The organism is Bosea sp. 685, assembly GCF_031884435.1.
Taxonomy (GTDB): domain Bacteria; phylum Pseudomonadota; class Alphaproteobacteria; order Rhizobiales; family Beijerinckiaceae; genus Allobosea.
The window spans coordinates 3,179,777-3,204,335 of sequence record NZ_CP134779.1 but is presented as its reverse complement, the minus strand read 5'-3'; the positions used below and the strand labels follow the sequence as shown (position 1 = coordinate 3,204,335).

Annotated in this window: 20 protein-coding genes, 1 pseudogene and 1 riboswitch; of the genes and pseudogenes, 13 read left to right on the top strand and 8 right to left on the bottom strand. The window is 66.3% G+C overall.

Annotated elements, in window-relative coordinates; translation table 11 throughout:
- Positions 1–3 precede the first annotated feature (3 nt).
- From RMR04_RS16390 to RMR04_RS16370, 5 genes are read right to left on the bottom strand one after another with little or no spacing between them, the layout of a single operon-like run.
- Positions 4–1,641: a dipeptide ABC transporter ATP-binding protein gene (locus RMR04_RS16390; protein WP_410492267.1), complete on the bottom strand. Its 1,638-nt coding sequence runs from the start codon at positions 1,639–1,641 to the stop codon at positions 4–6.
- A gap of 22 nt (positions 1,642–1,663) precedes the next feature.
- Positions 1,664–2,482 (bottom strand): ABC transporter permease, encoded by an 819-nt coding sequence (locus RMR04_RS16385; RefSeq protein ID WP_311915671.1) that lies wholly within the window; start codon positions 2,480–2,482, stop codon positions 1,664–1,666.
- A complete protein-coding gene (locus RMR04_RS16380; RefSeq protein WP_311915670.1) occupies positions 2,475–3,425 on the bottom strand; it encodes an ABC transporter permease in 951 nt (316 codons plus the stop codon). The genes RMR04_RS16385 and RMR04_RS16380 overlap by 8 nt, the downstream gene beginning before the upstream one ends.
- Positions 3,426–3,432: 7 nt before the next feature.
- Positions 3,433–4,989, bottom strand: a complete 1,557-nt coding sequence (locus RMR04_RS16375) for an ABC transporter substrate-binding protein (protein ID WP_311915669.1) — start codon at positions 4,987–4,989, stop codon at positions 3,433–3,435.
- Positions 4,990–5,000: 11 nt separating this feature from the next.
- On the bottom strand, positions 5,001–6,179 hold the full coding sequence (locus RMR04_RS16370; RefSeq protein ID WP_311915668.1) for a M24 family metallopeptidase: 1,179 nt from the start codon (positions 6,177–6,179) through the stop codon (positions 5,001–5,003).
- Positions 6,180–6,281: 102 nt separating this feature from the next.
- Here RMR04_RS16370 and RMR04_RS16365 point away from each other — a divergent pair, with 102 nt between their 5' ends.
- The 4 genes from RMR04_RS16365 to RMR04_RS16350 all read left to right on the top strand — a co-directional run bounded on the left by RMR04_RS16365 (position 6,282) and on the right by RMR04_RS16350 (position 10,114).
- Complete coding sequence (locus tag RMR04_RS16365; protein WP_311915667.1) at positions 6,282–7,016, top strand: GntR family transcriptional regulator; 735 nt, start codon at positions 6,282–6,284, stop codon at positions 7,014–7,016.
- Positions 7,017–7,039: 23 nt separating this feature from the next.
- The gene (locus tag RMR04_RS16360) at positions 7,040–8,311 is read left to right on the top strand and encodes a Zn-dependent hydrolase (protein WP_311915666.1); all 1,272 of its coding nucleotides are present in this window, start codon (positions 7,040–7,042) and stop codon (positions 8,309–8,311) included.
- A gap of 67 nt (positions 8,312–8,378) precedes the next feature.
- Positions 8,379–9,113 (top strand): 5-oxoprolinase subunit PxpB, encoded by a 735-nt coding sequence (pxpB, locus tag RMR04_RS16355; protein ID WP_311915665.1) that lies wholly within the window; start codon positions 8,379–8,381, stop codon positions 9,111–9,113.
- Positions 9,110–10,114: a 5-oxoprolinase subunit C family protein gene (locus RMR04_RS16350; RefSeq protein WP_311915664.1), complete on the top strand. Its 1,005-nt coding sequence runs from the start codon at positions 9,110–9,112 to the stop codon at positions 10,112–10,114. The genes pxpB and RMR04_RS16350 overlap by 4 nt, the downstream gene beginning before the upstream one ends.
- Positions 10,115–10,117: 3 nt before the next feature.
- Here RMR04_RS16350 and RMR04_RS16345 read toward each other — a convergent pair whose 3' ends face one another.
- The gene (locus RMR04_RS16345) at positions 10,118–10,882 is read right to left on the bottom strand and encodes a LamB/YcsF family protein (RefSeq protein ID WP_311915663.1); all 765 of its coding nucleotides are present in this window, start codon (positions 10,880–10,882) and stop codon (positions 10,118–10,120) included.
- A 736-nt stretch (positions 10,883–11,618) separates the two neighbouring features.
- Between RMR04_RS16345 and RMR04_RS16340 the strand changes: the two genes are divergently transcribed.
- The 9 genes and pseudogenes from RMR04_RS16340 to RMR04_RS16300 all read left to right on the top strand — a co-directional run.
- Positions 11,619–13,535 (top strand): putative bifunctional diguanylate cyclase/phosphodiesterase, encoded by a 1,917-nt coding sequence (locus tag RMR04_RS16340; protein WP_311915661.1) that lies wholly within the window; start codon positions 11,619–11,621, stop codon positions 13,533–13,535.
- Positions 13,536–13,578: 43 nt separating this feature from the next.
- Complete coding sequence (locus RMR04_RS16335; protein ID WP_311915660.1) at positions 13,579–14,586, top strand: aspartate/ornithine carbamoyltransferase family protein; 1,008 nt, start codon at positions 13,579–13,581, stop codon at positions 14,584–14,586.
- Positions 14,574–15,491 carry a DMT family transporter gene (locus tag RMR04_RS16330; protein WP_311915659.1) on the top strand — a complete coding sequence of 306 codons (918 nt, stop codon included), beginning with the start codon at positions 14,574–14,576 and terminating at the stop codon, positions 15,489–15,491. Before RMR04_RS16335 ends, RMR04_RS16330 begins: the two co-directional genes overlap by 13 nt.
- A 70-nt stretch (positions 15,492–15,561) precedes the next feature.
- A riboswitch (TPP riboswitch) is annotated at positions 15,562–15,688 on the top strand.
- 96 nt (positions 15,689–15,784) lie between these two features.
- The gene (locus RMR04_RS16325; protein WP_311915658.1) at positions 15,785–16,888 is read left to right on the top strand and encodes a LuxE/PaaK family acyltransferase; all 1,104 of its coding nucleotides are present in this window, start codon (positions 15,785–15,787) and stop codon (positions 16,886–16,888) included.
- A gap of 4 nt (positions 16,889–16,892) precedes the next feature.
- Positions 16,893–18,341, top strand: a complete 1,449-nt coding sequence (locus RMR04_RS16320; protein ID WP_311915656.1) for an acyl-CoA reductase — start codon at positions 16,893–16,895, stop codon at positions 18,339–18,341.
- On the top strand, positions 18,331–19,095 hold the full coding sequence (locus tag RMR04_RS16315; RefSeq protein WP_311915655.1) for an ABC transporter ATP-binding protein: 765 nt from the start codon (positions 18,331–18,333) through the stop codon (positions 19,093–19,095). Before RMR04_RS16320 ends, RMR04_RS16315 begins: the two co-directional genes overlap by 11 nt.
- Positions 19,092–19,841 carry an ABC transporter permease gene (locus RMR04_RS16310; RefSeq protein ID WP_311915654.1) on the top strand — a complete coding sequence of 250 codons (750 nt, stop codon included), beginning with the start codon at positions 19,092–19,094 and terminating at the stop codon, positions 19,839–19,841. Before RMR04_RS16315 ends, RMR04_RS16310 begins: the two co-directional genes overlap by 4 nt.
- Before the next feature lie 3 nt (positions 19,842–19,844).
- A complete protein-coding gene (locus RMR04_RS16305) occupies positions 19,845–20,828 on the top strand; it encodes an ABC transporter substrate-binding protein (protein ID WP_311915653.1) in 984 nt (327 codons plus the stop codon).
- 135 nt (positions 20,829–20,963) lie between these two features.
- Positions 20,964–21,605, top strand: a pseudogene (locus RMR04_RS16300) (SDR family oxidoreductase); the annotation flags it as partial.
- 36 nt (positions 21,606–21,641) lie between these two features.
- Here the strand turns inward: RMR04_RS16300 and RMR04_RS16295 are convergent.
- On the bottom strand, positions 21,642–23,999 hold the full coding sequence (locus RMR04_RS16295; protein ID WP_311915652.1) for a xanthine dehydrogenase family protein molybdopterin-binding subunit: 2,358 nt from the start codon (positions 23,997–23,999) through the stop codon (positions 21,642–21,644).
- Between the two features lie 117 nt (positions 24,000–24,116).
- Positions 24,117–24,491 (bottom strand): winged helix-turn-helix domain-containing protein, encoded by a 375-nt coding sequence (locus RMR04_RS16290; RefSeq protein ID WP_092164910.1) that lies wholly within the window; start codon positions 24,489–24,491, stop codon positions 24,117–24,119.
- Between the last annotated feature and the right edge of the window lie 68 nt (positions 24,492–24,559).

Genomic DNA, 24,559 nt, shown 5'->3' with positions numbered 1-24,559 from the left:
GTCTCAAGGGTGGATAGGAGGCGGCATCGCCTCGAGCAGAGCGCGCGTATAGGGATGGCGCTTCTGCGCATCGAAATCGGCAGCCTCGAACAGATCGACGAGGTCGCCGCGATAGACCACGGCGATGCGGTGGGCGAGCTGGCGCACGAGGTTGAGATCATGCGTGATGAACAGGCATGAGGCCTTCGATTCCGCCTGGAGATCGACGAGCAGGCGCGCCACGGCGGCCTGCACGGAGACATCGAGCGAGGAGGTAATCTCGTCGCAGATCACCAGTTTCGGCCTGGCCGCGAAGGCGCGCGCGATCGCGACGCGCTGCTTCTCGCCACCCGACAACTGATGCGGATAACGCCCGGCGAAATCGGCCGGCAGCCTGACCTGCGCCAGCAACTCCGCGACGCGCGCCTCGATGCCGCTGCCCTTGGCGAGGCCATAGAGCTTCAAGGGGCGTGCGATGATCTCGCCGACGCGCTGACGCGGGTTGAGGGAGGCATCCGGGTTCTGGAAGATGATTTGCGCCGCGCGGCGATAGCTGCGGCTGATCGCGCCGCGTTCCTGGACGACATGGTCGTCAAAGGTGATCGTACCGTTGAAATCGGCGATGCCGGCGATGGCCCGCGCGATGGTCGATTTGCCGGAACCGGATTCGCCGACGATGCCAAGGATCTCGCCCTCGCGGACATCGAGATCGATCTTGCGCGCGCCTTCGACGGCGGCCTCGCCACGCCCCATCAGCTTTTGCAGCAGGGAGCGGCCGCCATAGCGCACGGTCAGGTCTTGCGTCGCAAGCACGATCGGGGCGGCAGTGTCCGGTGCCGGACCGGAGAGCCTGATGTCGGGGCGCGGTGCGGCGGCGATCAGCGCGCGGGTGTAATCGTGCTGCGGATTGCGGAAGAGCGTCGCGGTCGCGCCGCGCTCGACGATCTCGCCGCGATGGATCACCGCCACGTCGTGGGCGATGCGCGAGACCAGCGCGAGGTCATGCGAGATATAGAGCGCGGCGACCCCGGTATCCTCCTGAAGCCTCTGGAAGATGTCGAGGATCTGGCGTGAGGTGATGGTGTCCAGCGCCGTCGTCGGCTCGTCGAACAGGATGCATTCGGGGTCGCAGGCGAAGGCGGTCGCGATCACGACGCGCTGCTTCTCGCCGCCCGAGGCCTCGTGCGGATAGCGCTTCATCATCGCAGCCGGACGGGTGATGCCGGTGCGCGCGAGCAAAGCCTCGCTTTCGCTGAAGGCCTGCGCCTTGCTCATCTTGCGGTGGCGGATCAGGGTCTCGGCAAGCTGTTCGCCGAGCGTCAGCGTCGGGTTCAACGAGGTGCTCGGATCCTGGAACACCATGCCGATGCGCGCCCCGCGAATATCGGCGATCTGGCTTTTTGTGGTGGCGCGCAGGCTCTCGCCCGCCAGCAGCAGGTCGCCGCCGAGTTCGCGCGCATTGCGCGGCAGGTAGCGCATGATCGCCCAGGCGAGCGAGGTCTTGCCGGAACCGGACTCGCCGACGAGGCCGAGCGTCTTGCCGCGCGGAATGCTGATGTCGATGGATTTCAGCGCCTGGACCAGGCCGCCCCGCGTCTCATAGGCCAGCGAATAACCGCGCGCCTCCAGGGCAGGGCGGGTGTCGGGGCGCGCCGAGGTCATGGCTGTGTTCTGCGTCACGCTATCACCGCTGCCCGCGCGGGTCAGTGAGATCGCGCAAGGCGTCTCCCAGCAGGTTGAAGCCGAGCGCCGCGAGCGCGATGGCGACGCCGGGCGCCGCAACGCAGATCGGATTGCGGAACATGTATTGCCGCGCCTCGGCGATCATCAGGCCCCATTCGGTCGAGGGTGGCTGAGCGCCGAGCCCGAGGAAGCCCAGCGTCGCCCCTAGCATGATCGCGAAGGAAACCCGGATCGTCGCTTCGACGATGATCGGGGCGATGGTGTTGGGCATGATCTCGCAGGCGATGACATAGGCGGGGGTTTCGCCGCGCGCCTGCGCCGCCAGCACGAATTCGCGGGTGCGCACTGAGAGCACCGTGCTGCGCGCGATGCGCGCCAGGCCGGGCATGAAGGCGATGGCGACAGCGAGCATGGCGTGGCCCGAGCCGCCGCCCAGCACCGTGACGATCAGCAAGGTGAAGAGCAGGTCCGGCACGGCGAGCAGCCCGTCGAGCAGGCGCATGATCAGGCTGTCGACAGCGCCCCCGATCGCGCCCGCGATCAGGCCGATCGCGCCGCCGGCCGCAACGCCGGCCATGGTCGCGCCGAGCCCGAACAGGATGGTCGAGCGGGCGCCGTTGAGAATGCGCGAGAGGATGTCGCGGCCGAACTGGTCGGTGCCGAGCCAGTATTCGACCGAGGGCCCCTGGAGCCGCGACAGCGGGTGGAATTGCTGCGGGTCATAGGGAGCGATCAGCGGACCGAAGATCGTCATCACGGCGATCAGCGCCAGAAGCACGGCGCCGGTGAGCCCCGTCGGATGTCGCAGCAGGTCACGCATAACGCACCCGCGGGTCGAGCCTGGCGATGACGATATCGGAGACGAGGTTGGAGAGCGCATAGGTGAAGGCGAGCACGAGCGTCGCCGCCTGGATCACCGGCAGGTCGCGGTTCTGCAGCGCATAGATGATGAGCCGCCCCAGCCCCGGCCAGGCGAAGACTTCCTCGACCACGAGAATGCCGCCGAGCAGATAGCCGATATCGAGCGAAATCACCGCGACCGCCGGCGCCATCGCGTTGCGCAGCGCATGGCGCAGCACGACGGAGCGCTCTGAGAGACCCTTCAAGCGCGCGGCGCGGATATAGTCGCTCGACAGAACCTCGGACATCTCGCTGCGCACCTGCCGGGCGATATGCGCGGTCAGGATCAGCGAGAGCGTCGCGGCCGGCAGGACGACATGCGACAGGGCCGCGCCGATACCTTCTGAAAACGGCGCAAAGCCGCCGGCGGGGAGGAAACCGCGATCAGGGCCGGCCAGGAAAACCAGGAGCAGGGTCGCCGTGACGAATTCAGGCACCGCTGTCCCGATATAGGCGAAGAGGCCGATGACGAGATCGACGATCGTGCCGCGCTTCAGCGCCGCCAGAATGCCGAGCGGAATGGCGATCAGGGTCACGGTCGCAAGCGAGGCCAGGGCAAGCGCCGCCGAGCGCCAGAACGCTTCGCCGATCAACGCCGCGACCGGTTGCGACAAGCGCATCGAGACGCCCCAGTCGCCGCTCAGCATGCCGGAGAACCAGCGCCAGTACTGGATATACCAGGGCTGATCGAGGCCGAGTTTCAGCTCCAGCGCCTGCAATTGCGCGGGCGTGGCGTATTCGCCCAGGATCATCACCGCCGCATTGCCGGGCAGGATCTGCGTGATCGAGAACACGGTCAGCGAGACGATCAGCAGAACGATGAGGATCGCGGCGAGCCGTCTGAGAAGATACGCCGCGCTCATGGCTGCATCACGCCTTGTCGAGCCAGACGTTCTCGACGAAGAAATAGCGCGCGAGCGGGTGGCCGACCCAGTTCTTCACATAGGAGCGGTTGGCCGTCAGCACATCCTGGAAGAAGGGGATGACGCTGGGCACGTCGCGCACCATCAGCGCCTGGGCCTCCGCATAGATCTTGCGCCGCTCGGCGTCGTCGATCGTGGCGCGGCCCTTGGCGACGAGTGCGTCGAATTCCTTGCTGTTCCAGGCGGTGTCGGCGAAGGCGGCGTCGGTCGTGAACAGCAGGGTAAAGGCCTGGTCCTCGGTCGATTGCATGCCCCAATAGCCGATATAGAACTGCCCCTTCATCCAGACATTGGCGAGATAGGTGTCGTGCGGCATGGTTTGCACGTCGATGTCGAAGCCGGCGGGCTTGGCCATTTCCTTGATCGCGATGCCGACCTGCGAGCGGATCGCCGGGCGGTTCGAGCAGATCAGCGGGATCTTGAGCCCATTCGGATAGCCGGCTTCCGCGAGCAGCTTTTTGGCCGCAGTGGGGTCGTATTTCGGCGCCGTGGTCTCGAGCAGGTAGCGATAGCCCGGCGAGATCACATTGTCGCCGGCAGGCCGGCCATAGCCTTCCAGGATGATGTCGACCAGCGTCGGCCGGTCGACCGCCATCGCCATCGCCCGGCGGACGCGGACATCGTCGAAGGGCTTCTGGTCCTGCCGCATCACGACATTGACGAAGCGCCCCGACGGCGTGCGCACGCCGACGCTGCCGGGCGCCGTCGAGATGCGCTTGAAATCGGCCTGCTGCACCTCGAGCATCGCGTCGACCGCCCCCGAAAGGTAGTTCTGCGTCTCGGCCGCGAGATCGGGGAAGAGATGCATCTCGACCGCGTCGAGATAGGGCTTGCCGGGCTGATGATAGGCCGGGTTCTTCACCAGCTTCAGCAAGCGGGCGCTGTCGAAGCTCTCCTGCTTGAACGGGCCGGTGCCGTTGGCCTTGGTGTCGAGCGCGGTCAGTGGGCCTTTCAGCGTCTCGGCCGAGACGATGCGCGCATTGGCATGGGCGAGCGAGATCGGCAGGTCGGCATAAGAGGAGGTGAGCGTGAACTTCACCGTCAGCGGATCGACCGCCGCGACGTCGCTGATCATGCTCAGCACCGTGCGGGCGGGCGAGGCGCTCTTGGGGTCCTGGATCGTCTTGATCGTGGCGACGACGTCCTCGGCGGTGAAAGGCTTGCCGTCATGGAAGGTGACGTTCGGCCTGAGCTTGAAGACGAAGCTCTTCGCATCGGCGTCAGCGCTCCATTCGAGCGCGAGATCGGGTTGCGCGCGCATGTCGGGGCCCATCCGGGTCAGGCCGGAATAGAGCATGTCGACGGCGAGATATTCGGCCGGGCCGGAGATCTGCAGCACGTTCAGCGAGGCGACGCGGGTCGGATGGCTGATCTTCAGCGTGCCGCCGCTCTTGGGCGTGCCGCCGCTCTTGGGAGCGCCTTGCGCGAGGGAGAGCTCGGGCAGGGCGGTCGCTGCGGCGAGGCCCGCGAGAGCGCTGCGGCGTGTGATCGGAAGCTGCGTCATGGGTCTTCCCCTCAGAGGACTTCGGTGAGAGCGTCGGGCAGGCCGGTCAGGATCTCAGGTGCGCCCTCGGTGACGAGCAGCGTATGGCCGACGCCCATGGCGTAGCCGGTGTCGCTGTCGCCGATCATGACGTGGTAGAACAGCGTCATGCCGGGTTCGCAGATGGTCGGGTTGCCGGAATAGATCATCGGCGGCACGTCCATGCTGGTCGGCGCCCAGGTGCAGCCGACTGAGTAGCCGGTCGCGCCGAAACGGTGCGCCGCGAAACCGCCCTTGTCGAGGCCGTCGGCATGGACGTCGAAAATCTCGCCCAGGGTGGTGCCGGGCCGCGCGATCTCGGTCATCCGGTCCATCGTGGTCCGCGCCGTCTCGTACATGTGCTTCTGCTGGTCGCTGGCGCGGCCCATCAGGATCGTCCACTCGGTCTTGCAGCAATAGCGGCGATAGGCGACCGGATACTCGACGATGATCTGGTCGATCGCCTCCAGCCGGCGCGGCATGGAGACGCCGCGGCCATAGACCGCGCGCTGGCCCGAATTGAACAAGGGCGCATTGGGCGGCATGTCGCCGCCACCTTCGAGCACGACCTTGAGATAGGCCGCCGTCAGCGAGGAATCCATCACGCCGGGCTTGGCCGTGTCGATCACCACCTGCAACGATGTGTCGAGCAGCTTGCCGGCCTGGCGCATGTAGTCGATCTCGGCCGGCGACTTCACCAGGCGCAATTTGCGGATCAGGTGGTCGTCATTGTCGAGCCTGCAGAAGCCGTCGAGCGTCTTCTGCAGCCGCCAGAGATTCCAGCCGGTCAGGCCATGGGTGTTGAGCTCGACGGCGATGTTGGCGCCCTTGAGCCCAAGCTCTTCGAGGATGCCCTTGAGATCGCGTGCCGGATTGGCGTCCTCGGCGTCCCACCAGATCCGGATGTCCTCCATTGTCGAGGTCTGGCGCGCCTGGAGCAGGTCGGGGCGGCGCGTCAACAAGACGATGGGGCGCTCATCCGCCGTCACCACCGAGCACTGGAAGAAGACCGAGCCGCCGGTGTCGTAGCCGGTCAGCCAGTAATGGCTCTCCTGGGCGAAGACGAGCATGGCGTCGAAGCCGCGTGCCTTCAGCGTCTGCCGCAGGCGGCCCTGGCGCTCGAGGTGTTCCTCACGCGAAAAAGGCAAGGTGGGGGCGCCGGTAAAAGCCATATCCGTCTCCGCCGCAAGATAGTCAGGGATCCCAGACGAAGCTTGCTTGCAGTCACGCTACGAGGTGGTATACCACTCGTCAACCACTGGAATGCACAGAGCTTGGACACACCTGCACAGAAAGCGGTCTCGACCGCCAGCCGCTCCCGCAAAACCGCCAAGGCACAGGAATCCGCCGGCGCCTTCGCCGAGCCGGAGAAGAGCCTGGCCGCCCAGGCCTATGAGGCCGTGCTCGACATGATCATGTCGGGGGAGGCCAAGCCCGGCGCCTTCTTCACCGAGCGCAGGCTGGCCGAGCAGCTCGCCATGTCACGCACGCCGCTGCGCGATGCGCTGCTGATCCTGGAAAGCGAGGGGCTGATCGTTCGCCTGGGTGCGCGCGGCGTGCAGGTCGCGACCATGCGCATCGAGGAGTTCGCCGAGAATCTCGGCGTGCGCCGCCTGCTCGAGCCGGAAGCCGCTCGCATCGCCGCCGGCCAGGTCGCGCCGGAGCTGCTGGTGACGCTGCGAGGACGTTTCGAGGCGCTGCTGACCCATTCGCAAGCTGGGCAAACGCCCGATCGCGCCGAGGTCCGTGGCGCCGACGACATGCTGCACAGCGCCATAGCCGATGCGGCCGGCAATTCCCGGCTCGCCGCGATCGTGCGCAATCTGCGCCGGCAGACATTGATGTTCGACCTGCGCAGCCTGCCCGAACGCTTCACCGATACCTGCCGCGAACATCTCGCGATCGTCAAAATGCTCGCCGAAGGCGACGGCGAGAAGGCGGCGCAGGCGATGCGCGACCATCTCGATGCCGTGCGCGCCAGCATCGTCGCGCGGCTGGCGCGCCTGTGACGGCTCTGCAATCGGAGTTGTCATTGCCGCTGGCTAAGCCCGATATCGCGCTCGCGGAGCGGCTGTTCGATGAGCTGAGCGCGAGGACAGGCGGCGCTGACGGCATCACGCGCGCCTCCTATGGTCCCGGCGAGGCGATCGCCCATGACATCATCGCGCGCGAGGCTAAGCGTCTCGGTTTGACGCTCCGGCGCGATCCGGCGCTCAACCTCTATGCGACCTTGCGGGGCCGGACGCGCGCGCCCGCGATCATGATCGGCTCGCATCTCGACTCCGTGCCGAATGGTGGCAATTTCGACGGCGCCGCCGGCGTCCTCGCCAGTCTTGCCGTCATCGCCGGGATCGTGCGGGCGGGGATCGTGCCGCCGCGCGACATCGTTCTGGTCGTGATCCGGGCCGAGGAGAGCGCCTGGTTCAATGCCTCCTATATAGGCAGCCGTGCCGCGTTCGGGGCGCTCGCGGCGGCTGAGCTCGATCAGGTCAGGCGCAGCGACGACGATCGCAGCCTGGGTGTCCATATGCGAGAGGCCGGCGCGGATCTCGACGCTTTGCGCGCGGGTGAGGGCGTCCTAGCCCCTGCGGAGATCGGGGCTTTCATCGAGCCGCATATCGAGCAGGGACCTGTCCTGCTGGCGCAAGGCGCGCCGGCCGCGATCGTCACCGGCATCCGGGGCTCGGCGCGGTTTCGCCATGTCGTCTGCCGGGGTGAATATGCCCATTCGGGCGCCACGCCGCGCGCATTGCGGCGCGACGCCGCTTTGGCCGCAGCCGAGCTCACGCTCCGGCTCGACGAGCTCTGGCGCGATCTGGAAGCAGAGGGCGAAGACCTCACCATCACCGTCGGGCAATTTGCGACCGACCCGGCGGAGCACGCCTTCAGCAAGGTCGCCGGGCGCGTGGACCTTTCGATCGATCTGCGCAGCCGTTCGCCCGCCTTGCTGGCGCGCGCGCCTGATCTCATGCGCGAGATCGCGGCGCAGATCGCCCGGCAGCGCGGCGTCTCGATCGATCTTGGGCCGCTTTCGGGCACCGAGCCCGCCTTGATGGATGAGCGCCTCGCCATGCGCCTGACAGGAATGGCCGAGGCGGAGGGGCTCGCTATTCCGCAGATGGCCTGCGGGGCGGGCCATGACGCGGCGATCTTCGCCAATCACGGCGTGCCGACCGCGATGATCTTCATCCGCAACGCGCATGGCAGCCACAATCCGCTGGAATCGATGGAGATTCAGGATCTCGCTGTCGCTGCGCGCATCCTGATGCGGTTTTGCCTTGAACCGGGCAGCATCAGTGCATGACAATTGCCGAGGCTCTTAGCCGGATGTCGCGTGGCGTGGTTTGGCCGGTAGGCTTTGCGAGAAACGGATGACGATCGAGACCTTGCCCCATCCCCGCCTGCTGCGCTGCGGCGACGCCGCCATCTCGGTCGAATTCGGGGATGCGATCGACCCTGCCGTCAATGCGCGCGTGCTGGCGCTCGATGCGGCGCTCGCTGCCGAGCCGCAGCCCGGCCTTCTCGAGACTGTGCCGACCTACCGCTCGCTCCTGATCCATCTCGACCCTCTCCGCACCGATGTGCCGGCCTTGTCGGAGCGCATTCTTACTCTCAGCGAGAGACCGGCCGCGGCAGGCGGCAAGCTGCGGCGCTGGCGCGTGCCGGTCGTCTATGGCGGCGATTTCGGCATGGACCTCGACGATCTGGCGGCGCGCCACGGCATCAGCGGGGAAGCGTTGGTCGCACGCCATGCGGCCGCGACCTATGTCGTCGCGATGATCGGCTTCATGCCGGGCTTTGCCTATCTCAGCGGGCTCGACCCGTCGCTCGCCACCCCGCGCCGGCTCGAACCGCGCATGAAGACGCCGGCGCAGTCGGTCTCCATCGGCGGGGCCCAGGGCGCCATCTCCACCGTCGAGGGACCGAGCGGCTGGCATATGATCGGCCGAACGCCGGCGCGCGGCTTCATGCCGGGGCGCGATCCGGTCTTCACTTACGCGCCGGGCGACGAAATCCGCTTCGAGCGGATTGCTTCCGATGAATGGGCCGGGCTCGATGCACTCGCAGCCTCCGGAGCCCCTGTCGCCCGCTGCGAGGCGCCATGAGCGCGCTCATCGTCAAGGCCTGCGGTCCCGCGACCTCGATCCAGGATCGCGGCCGCTTCGGCTATCAGCGTTTCGGCGTCTCGCCCGCGGGCGCGATGGATCGCTTCCATCTGGCAGCGGCGAACCTGCTCGTCGCGGCCGAGCCTGACGCTGCGGCGCTGGAACTCGGCCCCGGCGGTGTCCGTGTGACGGCCGAGGGCGACATCACGATCGCGCTTGCCGGCCCGGCCTGCACGCTGGAGGTGGAGGGCCGCCAGATCGCCCCTTTCACGGCGGTGCGCGTCACCGATGGCGGCACGGTCGTGGCACGCCCCGCGCCGGGCGCAGCCTATGCCTATCTCGGTGTCGAGGGCGGCATCGCGATGGCGAGCGACATGGGCAGCCATTCGATGCACCGCCGCTCCGGCATCGGCGGTGGGCCGCTCGCTGCCGGCGCTCGCATTCCGGCACATGGGGGAGGGGCGACGCTATACTGCCTGCCCGAGCTTCCAGGCGGCGAGACGGGGCCGATCCGCATCCTGCCCGGTCCGCAGGACGATCATTTCAGCGACGAGGCCTTGGCGATCCTGACCGGCGCCGGCTACCGCCTCAGCGGACAGGCCGACCGGATGGGCGTGCGCCTGGACGGGCCGACGCTGCCGCATCGCGGCGGCTACAACATCGTCTCGGACGGCATCGTCGACGGCTCGATACAGGTGCCGGGCGACGGGCGGCCGATCGTGCTGCTGCGCGACCGCCAGACCACTGGCGGCTACCCGAAGATCGCGACCATCATCAGCGCCGATATCGGCCGCTTCGCGCAGATTCCACCGGGTGAGCCCGTGCGTTTCGATGTCGTGACCTTCGAGCAGGCGATCGAGGCGGCGCAACGGCTTCAGGCCATGATCGAGGGACTTGCTTCCGCACTCGTCCCGCTGGCCGCGCCGTTGACGAGCGAAAGGCTGCTCGCGCTCAACCTGATCGGCGGCGTCACCAGCGCGACGGATGCACGTGGCGTTTGAGGATCAGGACGCGGTGTAGCGCGCCACCGTCACGCCCGCCGCTTCAAGCCTGTCGCGCAGCGTGCGGGCAAGCGCGACGGCATGGGGATTATCGCCATGCACGCAGATCGAATCGATGCCGACCTTGAGCGTCTTGCCGGTTACCGACACCACCGCGCCGGCATCGAGCATGCGCATGACGTGTCGGCACGCCTCCTCGGGATCGTGGATCACGGCGCCGGGCTTGGCGCGATCGGTCAGGTTGAAGCTGTCGTCATAGGTCCGGTCGGCATAGATCTCGCGGAAATAGGCCAGGCCGAGCTTTTCGGCCGCCCGCTCCGTCGCCATTCCCGGCATCACCAGGAAGAGCGCGTCGGGGTCGGCCGCCTTGATGCCGCGTGCGACGGCAAGCGCCAGCGCGTCGTCGTCATTGCAGATGTTGCCGAGCGCGCCATGCGTCTTCACATGGGTCATCGGATAGCCGGTCAGCACTGCGACCGCCTTGAACGCACCGACCTGATAGGCGACGAGGTTCTCGACCTCCCGCTCGGTCAGGCCCGGCAGGCGACGTCGGCCGAAGCCGATCAGATCGGCAAAGCCGGGATGGGCGCCGATCGCGACATGCTTGTCGCGCGCGAGTTCGGCGGTCTTGCGCATGATCTCGGGATCGCCGGCATGAAAACCGCATGCAACATTGGCCGTGGTGACGATGTCGAACATCGCTGCGTCGTCTCCCATGGTCCAGGGACCGAAGCTTTCGCCGACATCCGCGTTGAGATCGATGTTCATCCGAGATCCTGAAGCGTTGAAAACAACCCCTTGGAACCGCAGGGCCAATACGCGAGCCGCAGGGCGGCTGGCCTGGGGCAGTCTTAGTGGAGCGGGGGCCTGGCTGCCAGCCTGTCGCGCGGTTCTGCCGAAGCCGCGCTCGCGATGCGGCGAGGCGACCCGCGGTACTGATCGAAGTCAAGGCGCCGCTCAACATCTCGCGATCGCCGCAGGGTTATCCGGCTATCCATCGCCGGCCAGCGCCTCGGATACGGGCCGGGATCGTGCTGCCGCGACAGCCGAGGTCATATTGGCCGTTCGAGGAGTTCGTCGACCAGGTCGTTCCGATCCTGGTCCGGCGCGGCCTGTTCCGGAAGGACTATAGCGGCCGGACGCTGCGCGAGCATTTCGGGCTCGCGCGCCCCGCCCATCCCGCCCAAGCGAAAGCGGGGGCTCCCTCGGAACGGGGCCAAGAGTTGGAGCGGGGCCAAGAGTTGGAACGGGAGCAAGAGTGCGTTCCGGCATCAGGCGCCTCTCGGACTGCGTGATCCTTCTCTCTGGAAGCCATGCCCCGCGAATTGAGGGCGGGAATCTTAGGATTTATTCAACCTTGAAGGCAGATGCTCTCCGGGAGGCTTCGACAGGAGCCAAAATGATGCGAGCTGGGTTGAACTCGGCTCTGAGCCGAGTGTGTCCTATGTCCAGAAGCACAAATAATGTTGCTGAGGCAGCACGGCTCCCCGAAGATCAGGATACGATGAATGCCCAGCTGGTCGCGGCGCTTTATGCCACGCCCGGGCCTATTCTTGTCGGTTCGATCACGGTCACCATCGTCATGCTGGGAGCGGGCCTGCTCGCCGGCCATGATCTCGTGTTCTATGGCCTGTCCGTCCTGATGGCTTGCCTGGGACTGTTCCGGTTCGCTTGCCACAGACTCTATGAGCGGGCTCGAGCCGTCTCTGGCGCAACCTTCGACGCGGTCCGTTTCGAGCGGCTTGCGATGATTGGGGCCTGGGGAACGGCCGCGCTCATTGCCGGATTCAGCTGCTACGCCCTGTGGCGCTATCCGAGCCAGCCGGTCGCCGTTCTGGCGATCGCGCAGTCGATCGGCTATCTCGCGGGGATATCGGGGCGCAACACCTCGCGCCCCCTGATCACGAAGATCCAGGTCCTGATCTCCGGCGCCCCTTTCACCTGGGCATTGGCTGCGACCCTGGAGCCGGCCTATGTCCTGATCGCGCTGACGGTCGCGCTGACGACGATTTTGACCTTCTCCAGCACGCAGATCATTCACGAGATGTTCGTGTCCCGCCATCGCACGATGGAGGAGCTCGAGATCCTGGCCAATCGCGACACGCTGACCAATTTGGACAACCGGCGTTCGATCCTGCTCAAGATCGAGAACCAGCTGGCACACAAACAAGATACCGCGCTCCTCTCCATCGATGTCGATGACTTCAAGAGCATCAACGACACCTATGGGCATGATGTGGGCGACGCATTGCTTCTCTCGATCAGCGAGACCCTGGCGTCTTGCCTCGGCTCTGGCGATATCGCCGCGCGGATGGGCGGCGACGAGTTCATGATCGTCACGTCACGCGGGAGCACAGAGGCGGTCGAGCTCGCGCGCCGTGTCCTGACGCGGATCGGCTCCCAGAGGCGGATCAAGGGGCGCAGCATCGCCGCGACCGCCAGCGTCGGCATCGTCGTTGCCGAGGCCGGCCTGGCTGTCGAACAGGCCCTCAAGCGCGCCGACATTGCGCTCTACAAGGCCAAGTCGGACGGCCGGAACCATTTGGTCGTCTATACGCCGCAGCTGAGCGTCGAGCACGATGAGCACCTGGCTTTCGAGGTCGATCTGCGGGACGCGATCCGCGCCGGGCAATTTCAGCTCGTCTACCAGCCGATCTACAACCCGCGCTCCGGCAGCGTCACGCTGGTCGAGGCGCTGCTGCGCTGGGATCATCCGCGGCGCGGTGTGGTCAGCCCCACGACTTTCATTCCCGTGGCCGAGCGCACCGGCTTGATCAAGGTCCTGGGGACATGGGCGATCGAAACCGCCGTGCGCACCGCCCTGGCCTGGCCGCGTAATGTCGGTGTCAGCGTCAACGTCTCGGCCCGGCAGTTCGAGAGCGATCACGACCTCGTCGCGATCGTCGCCGCGATTTTGCGCAAGACGGGCCTGCCGGCGCGCCGTCTGACGCTCGAGATCACGGAATCGACGCTCATCGAGGATGCGCCGCACATCATCGAGAGCTTGAAGAAGCTGCGAGCCATGGGCGTCAGGATAGCGCTCGACGATTTCGGGACCGGATACTCATCCCTGAGTTATCTGGCCAAACTGCCGATCGACATCATCAAGATCGACAAGAGCTTCAGCCATGAGATCGATTCGTCGGTCAAAGTGAACGCGCTGATGACCGCGATCACCGATCTGGCTCATAAGCTTGGGCTGTCGATCATCGTCGAAGGCATCGAAACGGCAGCGCAGCTTGCCGTGATGCGCGGTTTCAGCTTGCATGGGATACAAGGATACATCCTCGCGAAACCGATGTCCGACGAGGCTTTGCTCGCGATCATCAAGGATCGCGTGGCCTCCGACAGGATGAGCCTTGTCGGGAACCTCACGGCGCCCGCTGCGGTTGCCGTGAGGAAGCGGCCGGAAGTTGCTTGAGCGCGTCCCCGCGGTAAGAGAGCCGGAACGGGAGCGAGGCGCCATGCAGAGGCCGAACTATCCAAGCGGCAAGGACCTGCTTGGCGCCGATTCCGTGTCGCGCGACGATCTCGACGATATCTTCGCGCGCGCCGAGCGCTTCCTGGCGGAAGAGAATGAAGAGGATGCGCCTGGCGACCAGCCGGCCCGGCTTCATCTCATAAGGCGGCGGCCAAAGGTGATCGCGACCCTGTTCGACCAGCGCAGCACACGGACGCGGCTGGGCTTTCAGGCCGCGGCCTTGCGCCTGGGTCATCAATCGCTCGACGTCTACGATACCGACCGCAGCCGGATGGGCAGCGCGACAGGCGAAACGCTCGACGATCATATCCGCACCGTGGAGGCTTATAGCGACCTGATCGTGGTGCGCTCGCATACCGAGAGCCTGCCATATCAGACCGGGCGGTTGAGCTATCTGCCGGTCATCAATGCCGGCAACGGCGCCGACGAGCACCCGACCCAGGCTTTGATCGATCTCTTCGCTATCCGCAAACTGCGCGGGGACGTCAAAGACCTGTCGATTGCCCTGTCGAGCGATACGCGTGCGCGCTTTGCCCTGTCCTTCGTGAAAATGCTGCGCCTCTCGCCGCCCCGGCGCTTCACGCTTTGCTCCCTGCCGGGCGTGCCGATCAATCCGCCCATGCGCGAAGCCATCGCGTTGCTGGCGAGCCTGGGCTGCAAGGTCTCCTTCGTTCATGACGTCAGGGAGACCCTGGACCATGACGTCCTGATCATTCAGATGCAGGACATGAGCCGCTTCGCGCATGCGTCTCTGGGCAGCGAGGCTATCGACAAGGAAATCGAGACGGAACCCTTCACGCTGACCGCCAAGAAGATCCTCGATGCGAAATCGGACATCCTGATCCTGAACCCCCTGCCGCGTTTCTCCGAGCTCGACGTGTCATGCGACGCGCTGCCGAATGCGGGCTATTTTCGACAGGTCAAATTATCCTTGCCGGTGAGGATGGCCATTCTGGAGCGAATGCTTCTGGGTATTCCATGGACTGGTTGAAGCGCCGTTTCATCGTATTCTCGGTTTGGATGCTGGCCTATTTCCTGGCCTATATCGCGGTGGCGATAGCCATTCGCTATCTGTCGCACTCCTTCCGCATCGTCGAGATCGCGGCGATCCGCTCCGCCGGCTCGCTCATCCTTGCCGGATTTTTCGTCTTCAGGAGCAAGGCAGCCCTGCGCCAATTGTCGGGGATGCAGTTCGGCTATCATGTCCAGCGCAGCCTGATTCATCTGATCGGGTCCTTGGCGTTGATCTGGAGCCTGGCCAATCTTCCCCTGGGCTTCATCGCGACGATCGAGTTCTCGGGGCCACTCTTTGCGGCGCTGCTGGGCCTCGTCGTGGCGGGTTTGATCCCCGGGCCCGTCGCCTGCCTGGGATTGTCGCTCATCGCCGTTGGCAGCGCCTATCTGCTGTTCTCGCAGGGCGTCTCGCATGATGCGCGCCTGCTGATCCCGGTCGCGGCGGTCGCCCTGCTGACGATCACGAATTTGATGCTGGCCCGACTGGCCGAGAGCAAGAGCGTTGTCCTGATCGTGTTCGTCATGCATGCCGTGCAGCTTCCGGTTTATCTGTGCGCGCTCTTGATCGGCCTCGACATGGGGGGAGCGGCTCAGCCGCGCGACTTCGATCTTGAGGACGTGCTCGGGGTTTCCGCGGCGGTTTGCGTGCTCATGCTTGCCGGTTTCGTCACGCAGACGGCGCTGGCGAATGCGTCGCGTTATGGCTCTGCACTGCAACTCTGTGCCGCCGACACGCTGCGCGTGCCGTTCCTGACGCTCATCGGCTATGTCGTCTTCAAGGAGATGCTGAGCGAGAGCATCGTTTTGCCTGGATTGCTCGTCGTGGCGGGAGCGATCATTACCAGCTTGCCGCAGCCGCGTGCTCAAAGCCAAGAGAGCTGAAGTCAGCCGCGATAGCGAGCCATCGGCATGTCGCATTCTTGACATGGCCGCGCTGCCGCCGTCATGGTGCGCCCGTTCCCAGGGGGGCCTCGCTAGGAGGCTGAGATTCCGCCGGCTCGAACCCGTTTCGAGCAACGCGGTGACCCTCCGAACCTGATCCGGCTCATACCGGCGTAGGGATGCGGGACATAGGGTGGCAAGCCGCCCCTTTTCCATGCTCGCGCCATTGGCCGGACAGCGGGTCGCAGACCGGAAACCTGCCGGATTGCGCCTTGATGTCTGGGAAGGTGTGCATGGACGTGACGGAAGCGCAGATCATTGCGACCCTGCTGGAGTTCTTCGACAGGGAAGACGCGGCGGACGAGGATTTCGACCGGCTGGCGCTGCGCATCTTCGCCTACCAGTTCGAAAACAATCAGCCCTATCGCCGCTTCGCCGCGGCGAGAGGCCGGACGCCGCTTTCCGTCCGGAGCTGGCGCGACATTCCCGCCGTTCCGATCGACGCTTTCAAGGATCTGACGCTGAGCTGCCGCCCCACGGAGGGGATCGAGCACGTCTTCATGACGAGCGGTACGACCCGTGGCGGGCAGCGGGGACGCAGCTATCACCCGACGCTGGCCGTCTATGACCGTTCGATGATCCTGAATTTCCGGCAGCGCTTCATGCAGGGGCAGAACAGGATGCAGGGGCCGGACCGGATCGGCATGGGCATTCTGTTCCCCGACGAGCAGGCGATGCCGAATTCCTCGCTCGCGCATTACCTTGCCTTGGCGCGGCGGGAGTTCGGGGCGCCCGACAGCGAAGGCTTCATCGACGGGGCGGGCCTCGCCACGACGCGCCTGCTCGCGGCGCTGGCGCGAGCCGAGGCTGGCGATGAGCCTTACGCCTTGTTGGGCGCCAGCTACAGCTTCGTGCATCTGCTCGACGAATTGCAGCGGCAGGGCCGGCGCTTTGCGCTGCCGCCGGGCAGCCGCATCCTCGACACCGGCGGTTTCAAGGGGCAGTCGCGCGAATTGGCGGCGGACGAGTTCTACGACGCTCTGTCGGCTGCGCTCGGCGTGCCCCGGGAGCGCTGCATCAACATGTACGGCATGACCGAGCTCAGTACCCAATTTTACGATTGGGGCAATGAGACCTGCCCGCCGGTAAAGTCGGGCCCGCACTGGATCCGCAGCCGAGTGGTGAACCCGCTGACGGGTCAGGATGTGCCCGCAGGCGCGACCGGCGTGCTGGTCCATCACGATCTCGCCCATTTCAACTCGGTCTCGGCGATCCTGACCGAGGATGCCGGCATCGTCGTCCCGGGCGGCTTCCGTTTGTTGGGCCGCGTCGATGGCGCCGATTCCAAGGGCTGCTCCGTGGCGGTCGAGGAATTCCTGAAAGCGGCTCGTGGCTGAGGTGATGACCGAGTTCGCGGGGCATCTGCCTAGCTTGCCAGCCGGCGAGGTGGAGTGGAAGACGCTTCACTTCAGCGCTTGGGGCGAGGCGGCGGAGATCCGCGTGCCCATGCTCAGCGAAGCGCAAGCCACAGCCCTGGCTGCGCGCGTGCGCAACAATGCCCGCGCCTATCTCAAGACCCTGCGCATCGCCGAGATCACAGCGATCATCGACCAGGCGATCGCGCGATTGCTCGACCGAAACGATCCCTGGCGACAAAAGGCCGAAAGACTGCTGCCAATCGTGACGGGCTATGATCCCGAGATGATCCGGCTCGGCCTGACCGGCTATCTGAAGATCTTCCGGCAGCCGCAGCTCAAGCGCTTCCTGACTGAGGATTTCGCCGATCCGCAGATCCTCGACGATTTCCAGCCCAGGCCGAAGGGCGGTTTCGCCAAGGCGTTCGGGCCGGACCTCTTGCTGCATGTCTGGGCCGGCAATGTTCCAGGCCTGCCGCTCTGGAGCCTGATATCGGGCCTGCTGGTCAAGGCCGGGAGCATCGGCAAGGTCGCCACCGCCGAGCCGCTGCTGGCGGGCTGGTTCGCCCGCATCCTGGCCGAGATCGATCCGCGCCTGGGCGAATGCCTCGCCGTGGTCTGGTGGAAGGGCGGCGATGAGGCGGGCGACCGCGTCTGGCTGGCTGAGGCCGACGCCATCGTCGCCTATGGCGGCAATGATGCGCTGAAGGCGATCCGGGATCGCGCGCCCGTCACCGCCCGTTACCTGCCGCATGGCCACAAGATCGGCTTCGGCATAGTCGGGCGTGCGGCGCTGGATACGCGCAAGGCGGGCGCGCTCGCCCGGCAGGCCGCCTATGACGTGATGCGCTATGATCAGCAGGGCTGCTATTCCCCGCAGATGCTGTTCGTCGAGCGCGGCGGGCGCGTCGCGCCGCGCGAATTTTCCGCCTATGTCGCGCATGAACTGGCGAGCTTCGCCCGCAAGCATCCGCGCCGTGCGCTCTCGATCGAGGAGGCGACCAGTGTCGCGTCCTGGCGTAGCGCACAAGAGCTTCGCACCTTCGGCAGTAATCGCGTCCTCCTGGGCGACGCCTCCGACGACTGGAGCATCGTCCATGTCGAGGACGCGCAGGCGCTGGCCCCCAGTGGCCTGAACCGGACGCTCGCCATCGTCGCCGTCGACAAGCTCGACGATGTCGTCAGCCTGATCGCTCCCTTCCGGGCTTTCCTCCAAAGCGCCGGGATCGCGGCGGCACCCGATGATCTGTTCCGGCTCGCTGGTCTGCTCGGGCAGGTCGGCGTGACGCGCATCTGCGCGCTCGGCGCGATGACCGCGCCCGAGGCCGGCTGGCATAATGACGGGCGCTTCAACCTGCTCGACCTCGTCACCATGACCGAGATCGAGCATGCGGCGGAAGCCGCCGCGGACGGATTCGCGCCTTATGTCGATTGAGCCGCACAGCGAAGGCTTCGTCGCCATCGACCGGGCGAGCTACGGCTATGGCGACTGGCCCGCGATCGTCGATCATGTCGACTGGACGATCCCGCGCGGCGCGATCCATTGCCTGGTGGGGCGCAGCGGCTGCGGCAAGACGACCCTGCTGAAGCTCGCTGCCGGCCTGCTCCTGCCCGACGAGGGGATCGTCAGGATCGATGGCGCCGCCTTGCGTGAGCCGGGTCCGCAGATCGGCTTCGTCTTCCAGGCCCCGACCTTGCTGGACTGGGCGAGCGTGCTCGACAATGTGCTCTTGCCGATCTCGCTGAAGCGCCGCCCCCGCGCAGCGGACCGGGAGGCTGCACTCGATCTGCTGAAACTGGTTTCGCTGGACGGCTATGCGCAGCGCTACCCGAGCGAATTGTCGGGCGGGCAGCAAAGTCGCGTCGCGGTTGCGCGCGCGCTGGTCACCCAACCGGCCGTGCTGCTGCTCGACGAGCCTTTTGCTGCGCTCGACGCGCTGACCCGCGAGGAGTTGCAGGACGACCTCCTGAGGCTCTGCGCCCTGCACGGAACGACAGTGCTGTTCGTGACCCACGACATCACCGAGGCCGTCTATCTGGCCGACCGCGTCGCGGTGATGGCGGCGGGGCGTCTGCACCATCAGATCGCGGTGGACCTGCCTCGGCCGCGCCACCGCGAATTGCGCTACGGCCAGGCCTTCAACGCGCTCTGCCGCGAGTTGCGGCAGGCGATGGATCTGGCGCCATGATCGCGCGCCTGTCCTCGGCCTTGCTGCTGCTGGTCCTGCTCGCCGGCTGGGAGCTCTATTGCCGGTTTGCCGGCGTGCCGGCGCTGATCGTGCCGCCGCCCTCAGTCGTGCTGGCGACGCTGTGGAGCGAGATCGCCAGCGGGCGCCTGCTGCCGCATCTGCGGATCACGGCGACCGAAATGGCGCTTGGCCTCGCCTTGGGCTGCGCGGTCGGGCTCGCGGCCGGGGTCGTACTGGCCGAGGTCGGGTTCCTGCGCCGCCTGCTGCATCCCTATATCGTTGCCAGCCAGGTCGTTCCCAAGCTCGCGCTCGGCCCGCTCTTCATCATCTGGTTCGGTTTCGGCATGACCTCGACGGTCGTGATCACCGCCTTGATCTGCTTCTTCCCGCTGATGGAGAACACCATGACCGGGCTGAGCCAGGTCGATCCGGCGCGCCGCGAGCTGTTCCGCATGCTGGGCGCGACGCGTCTCCAGACCTTGCTGCGCCTGAAGCTGCCGAGCGCCTTGCCGGTGATCATGGCGGGCGTCCGCGTCGCTGTCGTGCTGGCGCTGGTCGGTGCGGTCGTCGGCGAGTTCATCGGCGGCAGGGCGGGGCTCGGCGCGTCCATCATCGCCGCCCAGAGCGTGATGGATTCGAGCCTGATGTTCGCACTCTTCATCGTGATCACGCTCATGGGCATGCTGTTCTACCAGGCCGCGATCTGGCTCGAGAGCCTGCTGCTTCGCCATCATCTGAAAGGATAGTCCATGTTCAGCCCATCTCGCCGCAGCATCGCCCTGGCGTTGGCTTTCACAGCCTTGCTGGGCTGTGCCAGCCGGGCGCAAACCCTGGACACGGTCACCGTCGCCGGCTGGAGCCAGCCGATCAGCGAGATCACCAACCTGCTTGCCGAACCCGACAAGGGTTTCTTCAAGGCGAAAGGGATCGCACTGGACTATGTCCCGGGCACGGGCGGTGGCTCCGCCATCCAGACCATGCTGACCGGCAAGGCCGACATCGCCTTCACCGATCCGGCATCGCTCTATCTCGCCCTCGACAAGGGCGAGAAGCTGGTGGCGATCTACAACATCTATCCGCAGAACGTCTTCAACGTGGTCGCGCCCAAGAGCGCCGGCATCAAGGGGCCTGCGGATCTGAAGGGCAAGCACATCGGCGTCTACAGCCTGTCGAGCGGCACGCGCCAGAACCTGCAAGTGCTGCTGCAGCAGGTCGGCCTGACCGAGAGCGACGTCACCATCGAAGTCACGGGCCTTTTGAACTTCGCGCCGCTGATCCAGGGGCAGGTCGACGCCACCGCCGCGACCGATACCGGCCTGCTGGTCGGCCGGATGAAGGGCCTGCCCGAGGTCGACGTCATCGAGGTCAAGGACCATCTCAACCTGCCCAGCGACATCTTCGTGGTGACGCAGGCGACGTATGAGGCGAAGAAGCCGCTGCTGAAGCGCTTCCTCGCCGCCTATCGCGACAGCGCCGCCTGGATGATCGCCAAGCCCGAGGAGGCTGCCAAGATCGCCGTCACCCGCGCCATCAACGGCCGCGACGAGGCGCTCAACCTGGAGATCATCAAGCTGCGCAACCTCTCCACCGTCTCGCCGACCACCGACGGCAAGGGGCTGGGCCATTTCGACCCCGAGCCGATGCAGAAGGGGGCCGATACCTTCAGGCAGCTCGGCCTGATCGCCAGGCCGATCGATATCGGGCAGGTCGTCAAATCCGACCTGATCCCATAGGGCGCGCATCATGAATTTCCGCGACAGGAGCATCATCGTCACGGGCGCGAGCCGGGGCATCGGGGCTGCGCTGGCAAAAGCCTTCGCCGCCGAGGGGGGCTCGTCGTCGTCAACTATCTCAGCAATGAGGCAGCGGCGCTGCAGGTCGTCGAAGCCTGCCGGGCATTGGGCGGGCAGGCCCTGGCGATCGCAGCCGATGTGACTTCGCAAGCGCAGGTCGAGGCGATGATGGCGCGCATCGCTGACGAGGTCGGCAAGATCGACGCCGTCGTCAACAACGCTTTCGCGCCCTATATCTTCGATCCCGACGACCGGGCGCGCTTCTGGGATACGCCCTGGTCGGCCTATCAGACGCAATTCGATGGCGCGCTGAAGGCGACCTACAACATCTGCCAGGCCGTGCTGCCCTTGATGAAGCAGCGACTGAAAGGCAGCATCGTCAACATGACGAGCGACCTCGTTGCGCGCCCGAGCATTCCCTATCACGACTACACCACGGCGAAATCGGCTCTGATCGGCTTCAGCCGCACCCTTGCCGCCGAGCTCGGCCCCTTGGGAATCCGGGTCAATTGCGTCGCGCCCGGACTGGTCTATCCGACCGATGCCAGCCGCGCGACCAAGGAGGAGGTGCGGGAGGCCCTTATCGCCCAGACGCCCCTGCGCCGGATCGCGACGCCCGAGGACATCACCGGCCCCGTCCTCTTCCTCGCCTCGGACTGGAGCGGCTTCGTCACCGGGCAGACGCTCCATGTCGATGGCGGGCTGGTGATGGCTTAGCGTATATCGTCTCGGTTCTGTCGCAGGGGGCCGTTTCTAAGACTTTCCGGCCGCCGCCTGCGCATCCCTGATCGCCCGCCAGACGCGGGCAGGGGTCGCCGGCATGTCGAGATGCGTCACGCCGAGCGGGCGCAACGCGTCGAGGACAGCGTTCATCACCGTCTGGGGCGCGCCGATGCAGCCGGCCTGGCCCGAGCCTTTCGCACCCAGCGGATTGGCTTTCGTCGGCACCTCGACCATCTCCAGATCGAAGAACGGAATGTCGTCGGCGCGCGGCATGGCGTAATCCATGAAGGTCGCGCTGAGCAGCTGGCCTGAATCGGGATCGTAGAGCGCCTCTTCGAGCAAGGCCTGCCCGATGCCTTGCGCGAGCCCGCCATGGACTTGGGCTTCCGTCAGCAGCGGATTGACCAGCCGGCCGTAGTCGTCGACGGCGACATAGCGCTCCAGCGACACGGCTCCCGTTTGCGGATCGATCTCGACCTCGGCGACCTGCGCGCCGTTGGGAAAGGTGATGACGTCGCAGATATTGTCGCCATGGCTGCTCAAGGCCGCGCCGGTGCTCTCCGCGACATGCCGGGCAACGGTGAAGAGATCGATCTCCTTCGCCAGGCCGTCGGCCCCTGCAACGGTGCGAAAGCGACCATCGCCGAAGGCCAGTTCGCCCGCCCCGACCTGCAGCAATTGCGCCGCGACGGGGAGCGCCCTGGCGACCAGATCGTCGGCAGCCATCAGCAGCGCCGTCCCGCCCAGATGCAGGGAGCGCGCCCCGCCATGGCCGCCGCCGCGCGGCACCAGGGCCGTGTCGCCCTGCACCAGCCGGAAGGTTTCGACGGGCAATCCCAGCCGCTGCGCTGCGACCTGCGCGAAGCTGGTCTCATGGCCCTGGCCGTTGGATTGCGTGCCGACCGCCATGTCGATCGCCCCGTCGCGCCGCACGCTCAGCCAGGCCTCTTCATTGGGCTGGCCGCGCGACGTCTCCAGAAAGCAGCCGATGCCGAAGCCGCGCAGCTTGCCGCGCTTCTTCGCCTCGCGCTTGCGCTTGGCGAAGCCGGCGCGGTCGGCCGCGGCCAGAACCCGGTCGAGATTCTCGGTGAACGTGCCGCAGTCGATCACGCTGCCGAAGGCGCTGCGATGGGGAAAGCGCCGGATGAAATTGCGCCGGCGCAGTTCCGCCGGATCGATCGCGAGCTGGTGCGCGGCTGTATCGATCAGGCGCTCCAGCAGGTAGTTGGCCTCCGGCTTGCCGGCGCCGCGGTAGGCGTCGATCGGCACTGTGTTGGTGAAGACGCCGCGCACATCCATCGTCATGGCGGGGATGTCATAGAGCCCGCCCATCGCGGTCGAGGGCGCGTTGGTCGAGCTTCCCGGGCCGAGCGAGGAGACATAGGCGCCGAGATTGCCGAGCGTCTCGACCGCCAGCGCCAGGAAATGGCCCTTGGCGTCGAGCGCCAGCCGCGCCTTGGTGAGGTTGTCGCGGCCATGCACGCCGCTGGTGAATTCGTCGAGGCGGTCGGCGGTCCAGTGCACCGGCCGCGCGAGCTTGCGCGCCGCCCACAGCACCAGGGCATATTCGGGATAGGTGACGTTCTTCATGCCGAAGCCACCGCCGACATCGGGGCAGGAGACCTCGATCCTGTCGAGCGGCAGGCCGAAGACGCCCTCGGCCAGCTCGCGGCGGATGGCGTGCACCGAGGCGCCGCTGATCGCCAGGCTGTAGACCCCGCTCGCCGGATCGAAGCGGCCGAGTGCGATGCGCGGCTCCATGGCGGCCGCCACGATGCGGTTGTTGACGAGGTCGCAGGAGGCAACATGGGCGGCGCTCGCAAAGGCTTTCGCGACCGCCTCCCTGTCGCCGCGCTCGAAGCGGAAGGCCAGGTTGCCCGGCGCTTCCGGCCAGATCTGCGCGGCCTGCGGGTCCAGCGCGCTGCGCAGTTCCGTCACCGAGGGCAGGATGTCGTAATCGACGACGACCTGCTCGCAGGCGTCGCGCGCTGCCTCGCGGCTCTCGGCGACGACGAAGGCGACGAGGTCGCCGACATGGCGCACCCGCTCGCGCGCCAATGGAAAACGCGGTGGCACGATCAACGGATCGACGGTCTTGACCACGATGTAGCAGGGCAGGGGGTGAAGCCCATCGAGATCACCGGCGGTGTAGATGCCCCGCACGCCGGGCATCTCGGCGGCTGCCGCGCTATCGATCGAGAGGATGCGGGCATGGGCATGGGGCGAGCGCACCATGGCGGCGAAGAGTTCGCCCGGAACGGGATGATCGTCGAGATAACGGCCCGTGCCGGTGAGAAAGCGCTGATCCTCGCGCCGCCGCAACGAGCGCGGGTCATCGGGCGCGGGAACCATGCGCATGGTGTCCGAGGCGATCAGGCCGTCATTCATATCGGTACGTTCTCGCCTCTACGTCATGCGTGGCCATGTCACGGCCCCTGTGGGGCTGGATGCAACGGCTTTGCCACCCGGCCAGCCGAGGGACCGGCTCTACAGCCAATGCGGACATCAGGAGGTCGGCTCGGCTGCCGCATCCCGAAGGGCGTCGATATGCAGGGCGGCCGCCTTCATGGCCTTGCTTTCGATGGCCCGGTAATGCGCCACGATCTCGCGGCCCATCGGCGTCAGATGCGCACCGCCGCCCTTGGCGCCGCCGGGCGCGGCCTCGACGAGCGGCTGGCGAAACATCCGGTTGAGATTGTCCACCAGCAGCCAGGCCCGGCGATAGGACATCGCCATGGCGCGTCCGGCGCCCGAGATCGAACCCGATGCCTCGATCGCCTCCAAGAGCTCGACCTTGCCCGGCCCGAGCCGGCCGATCGGCACGAGGTCGATCCTGATACTGATCAGGGCGGAGGGTTTTTGCCGGGCGGTTTCGGGCATGTTGGCGTCCTGTTGCTTCCACCCGTTCTAAACAGGTTTTTGCCGGACCGCACCGACAGCTTCCGATC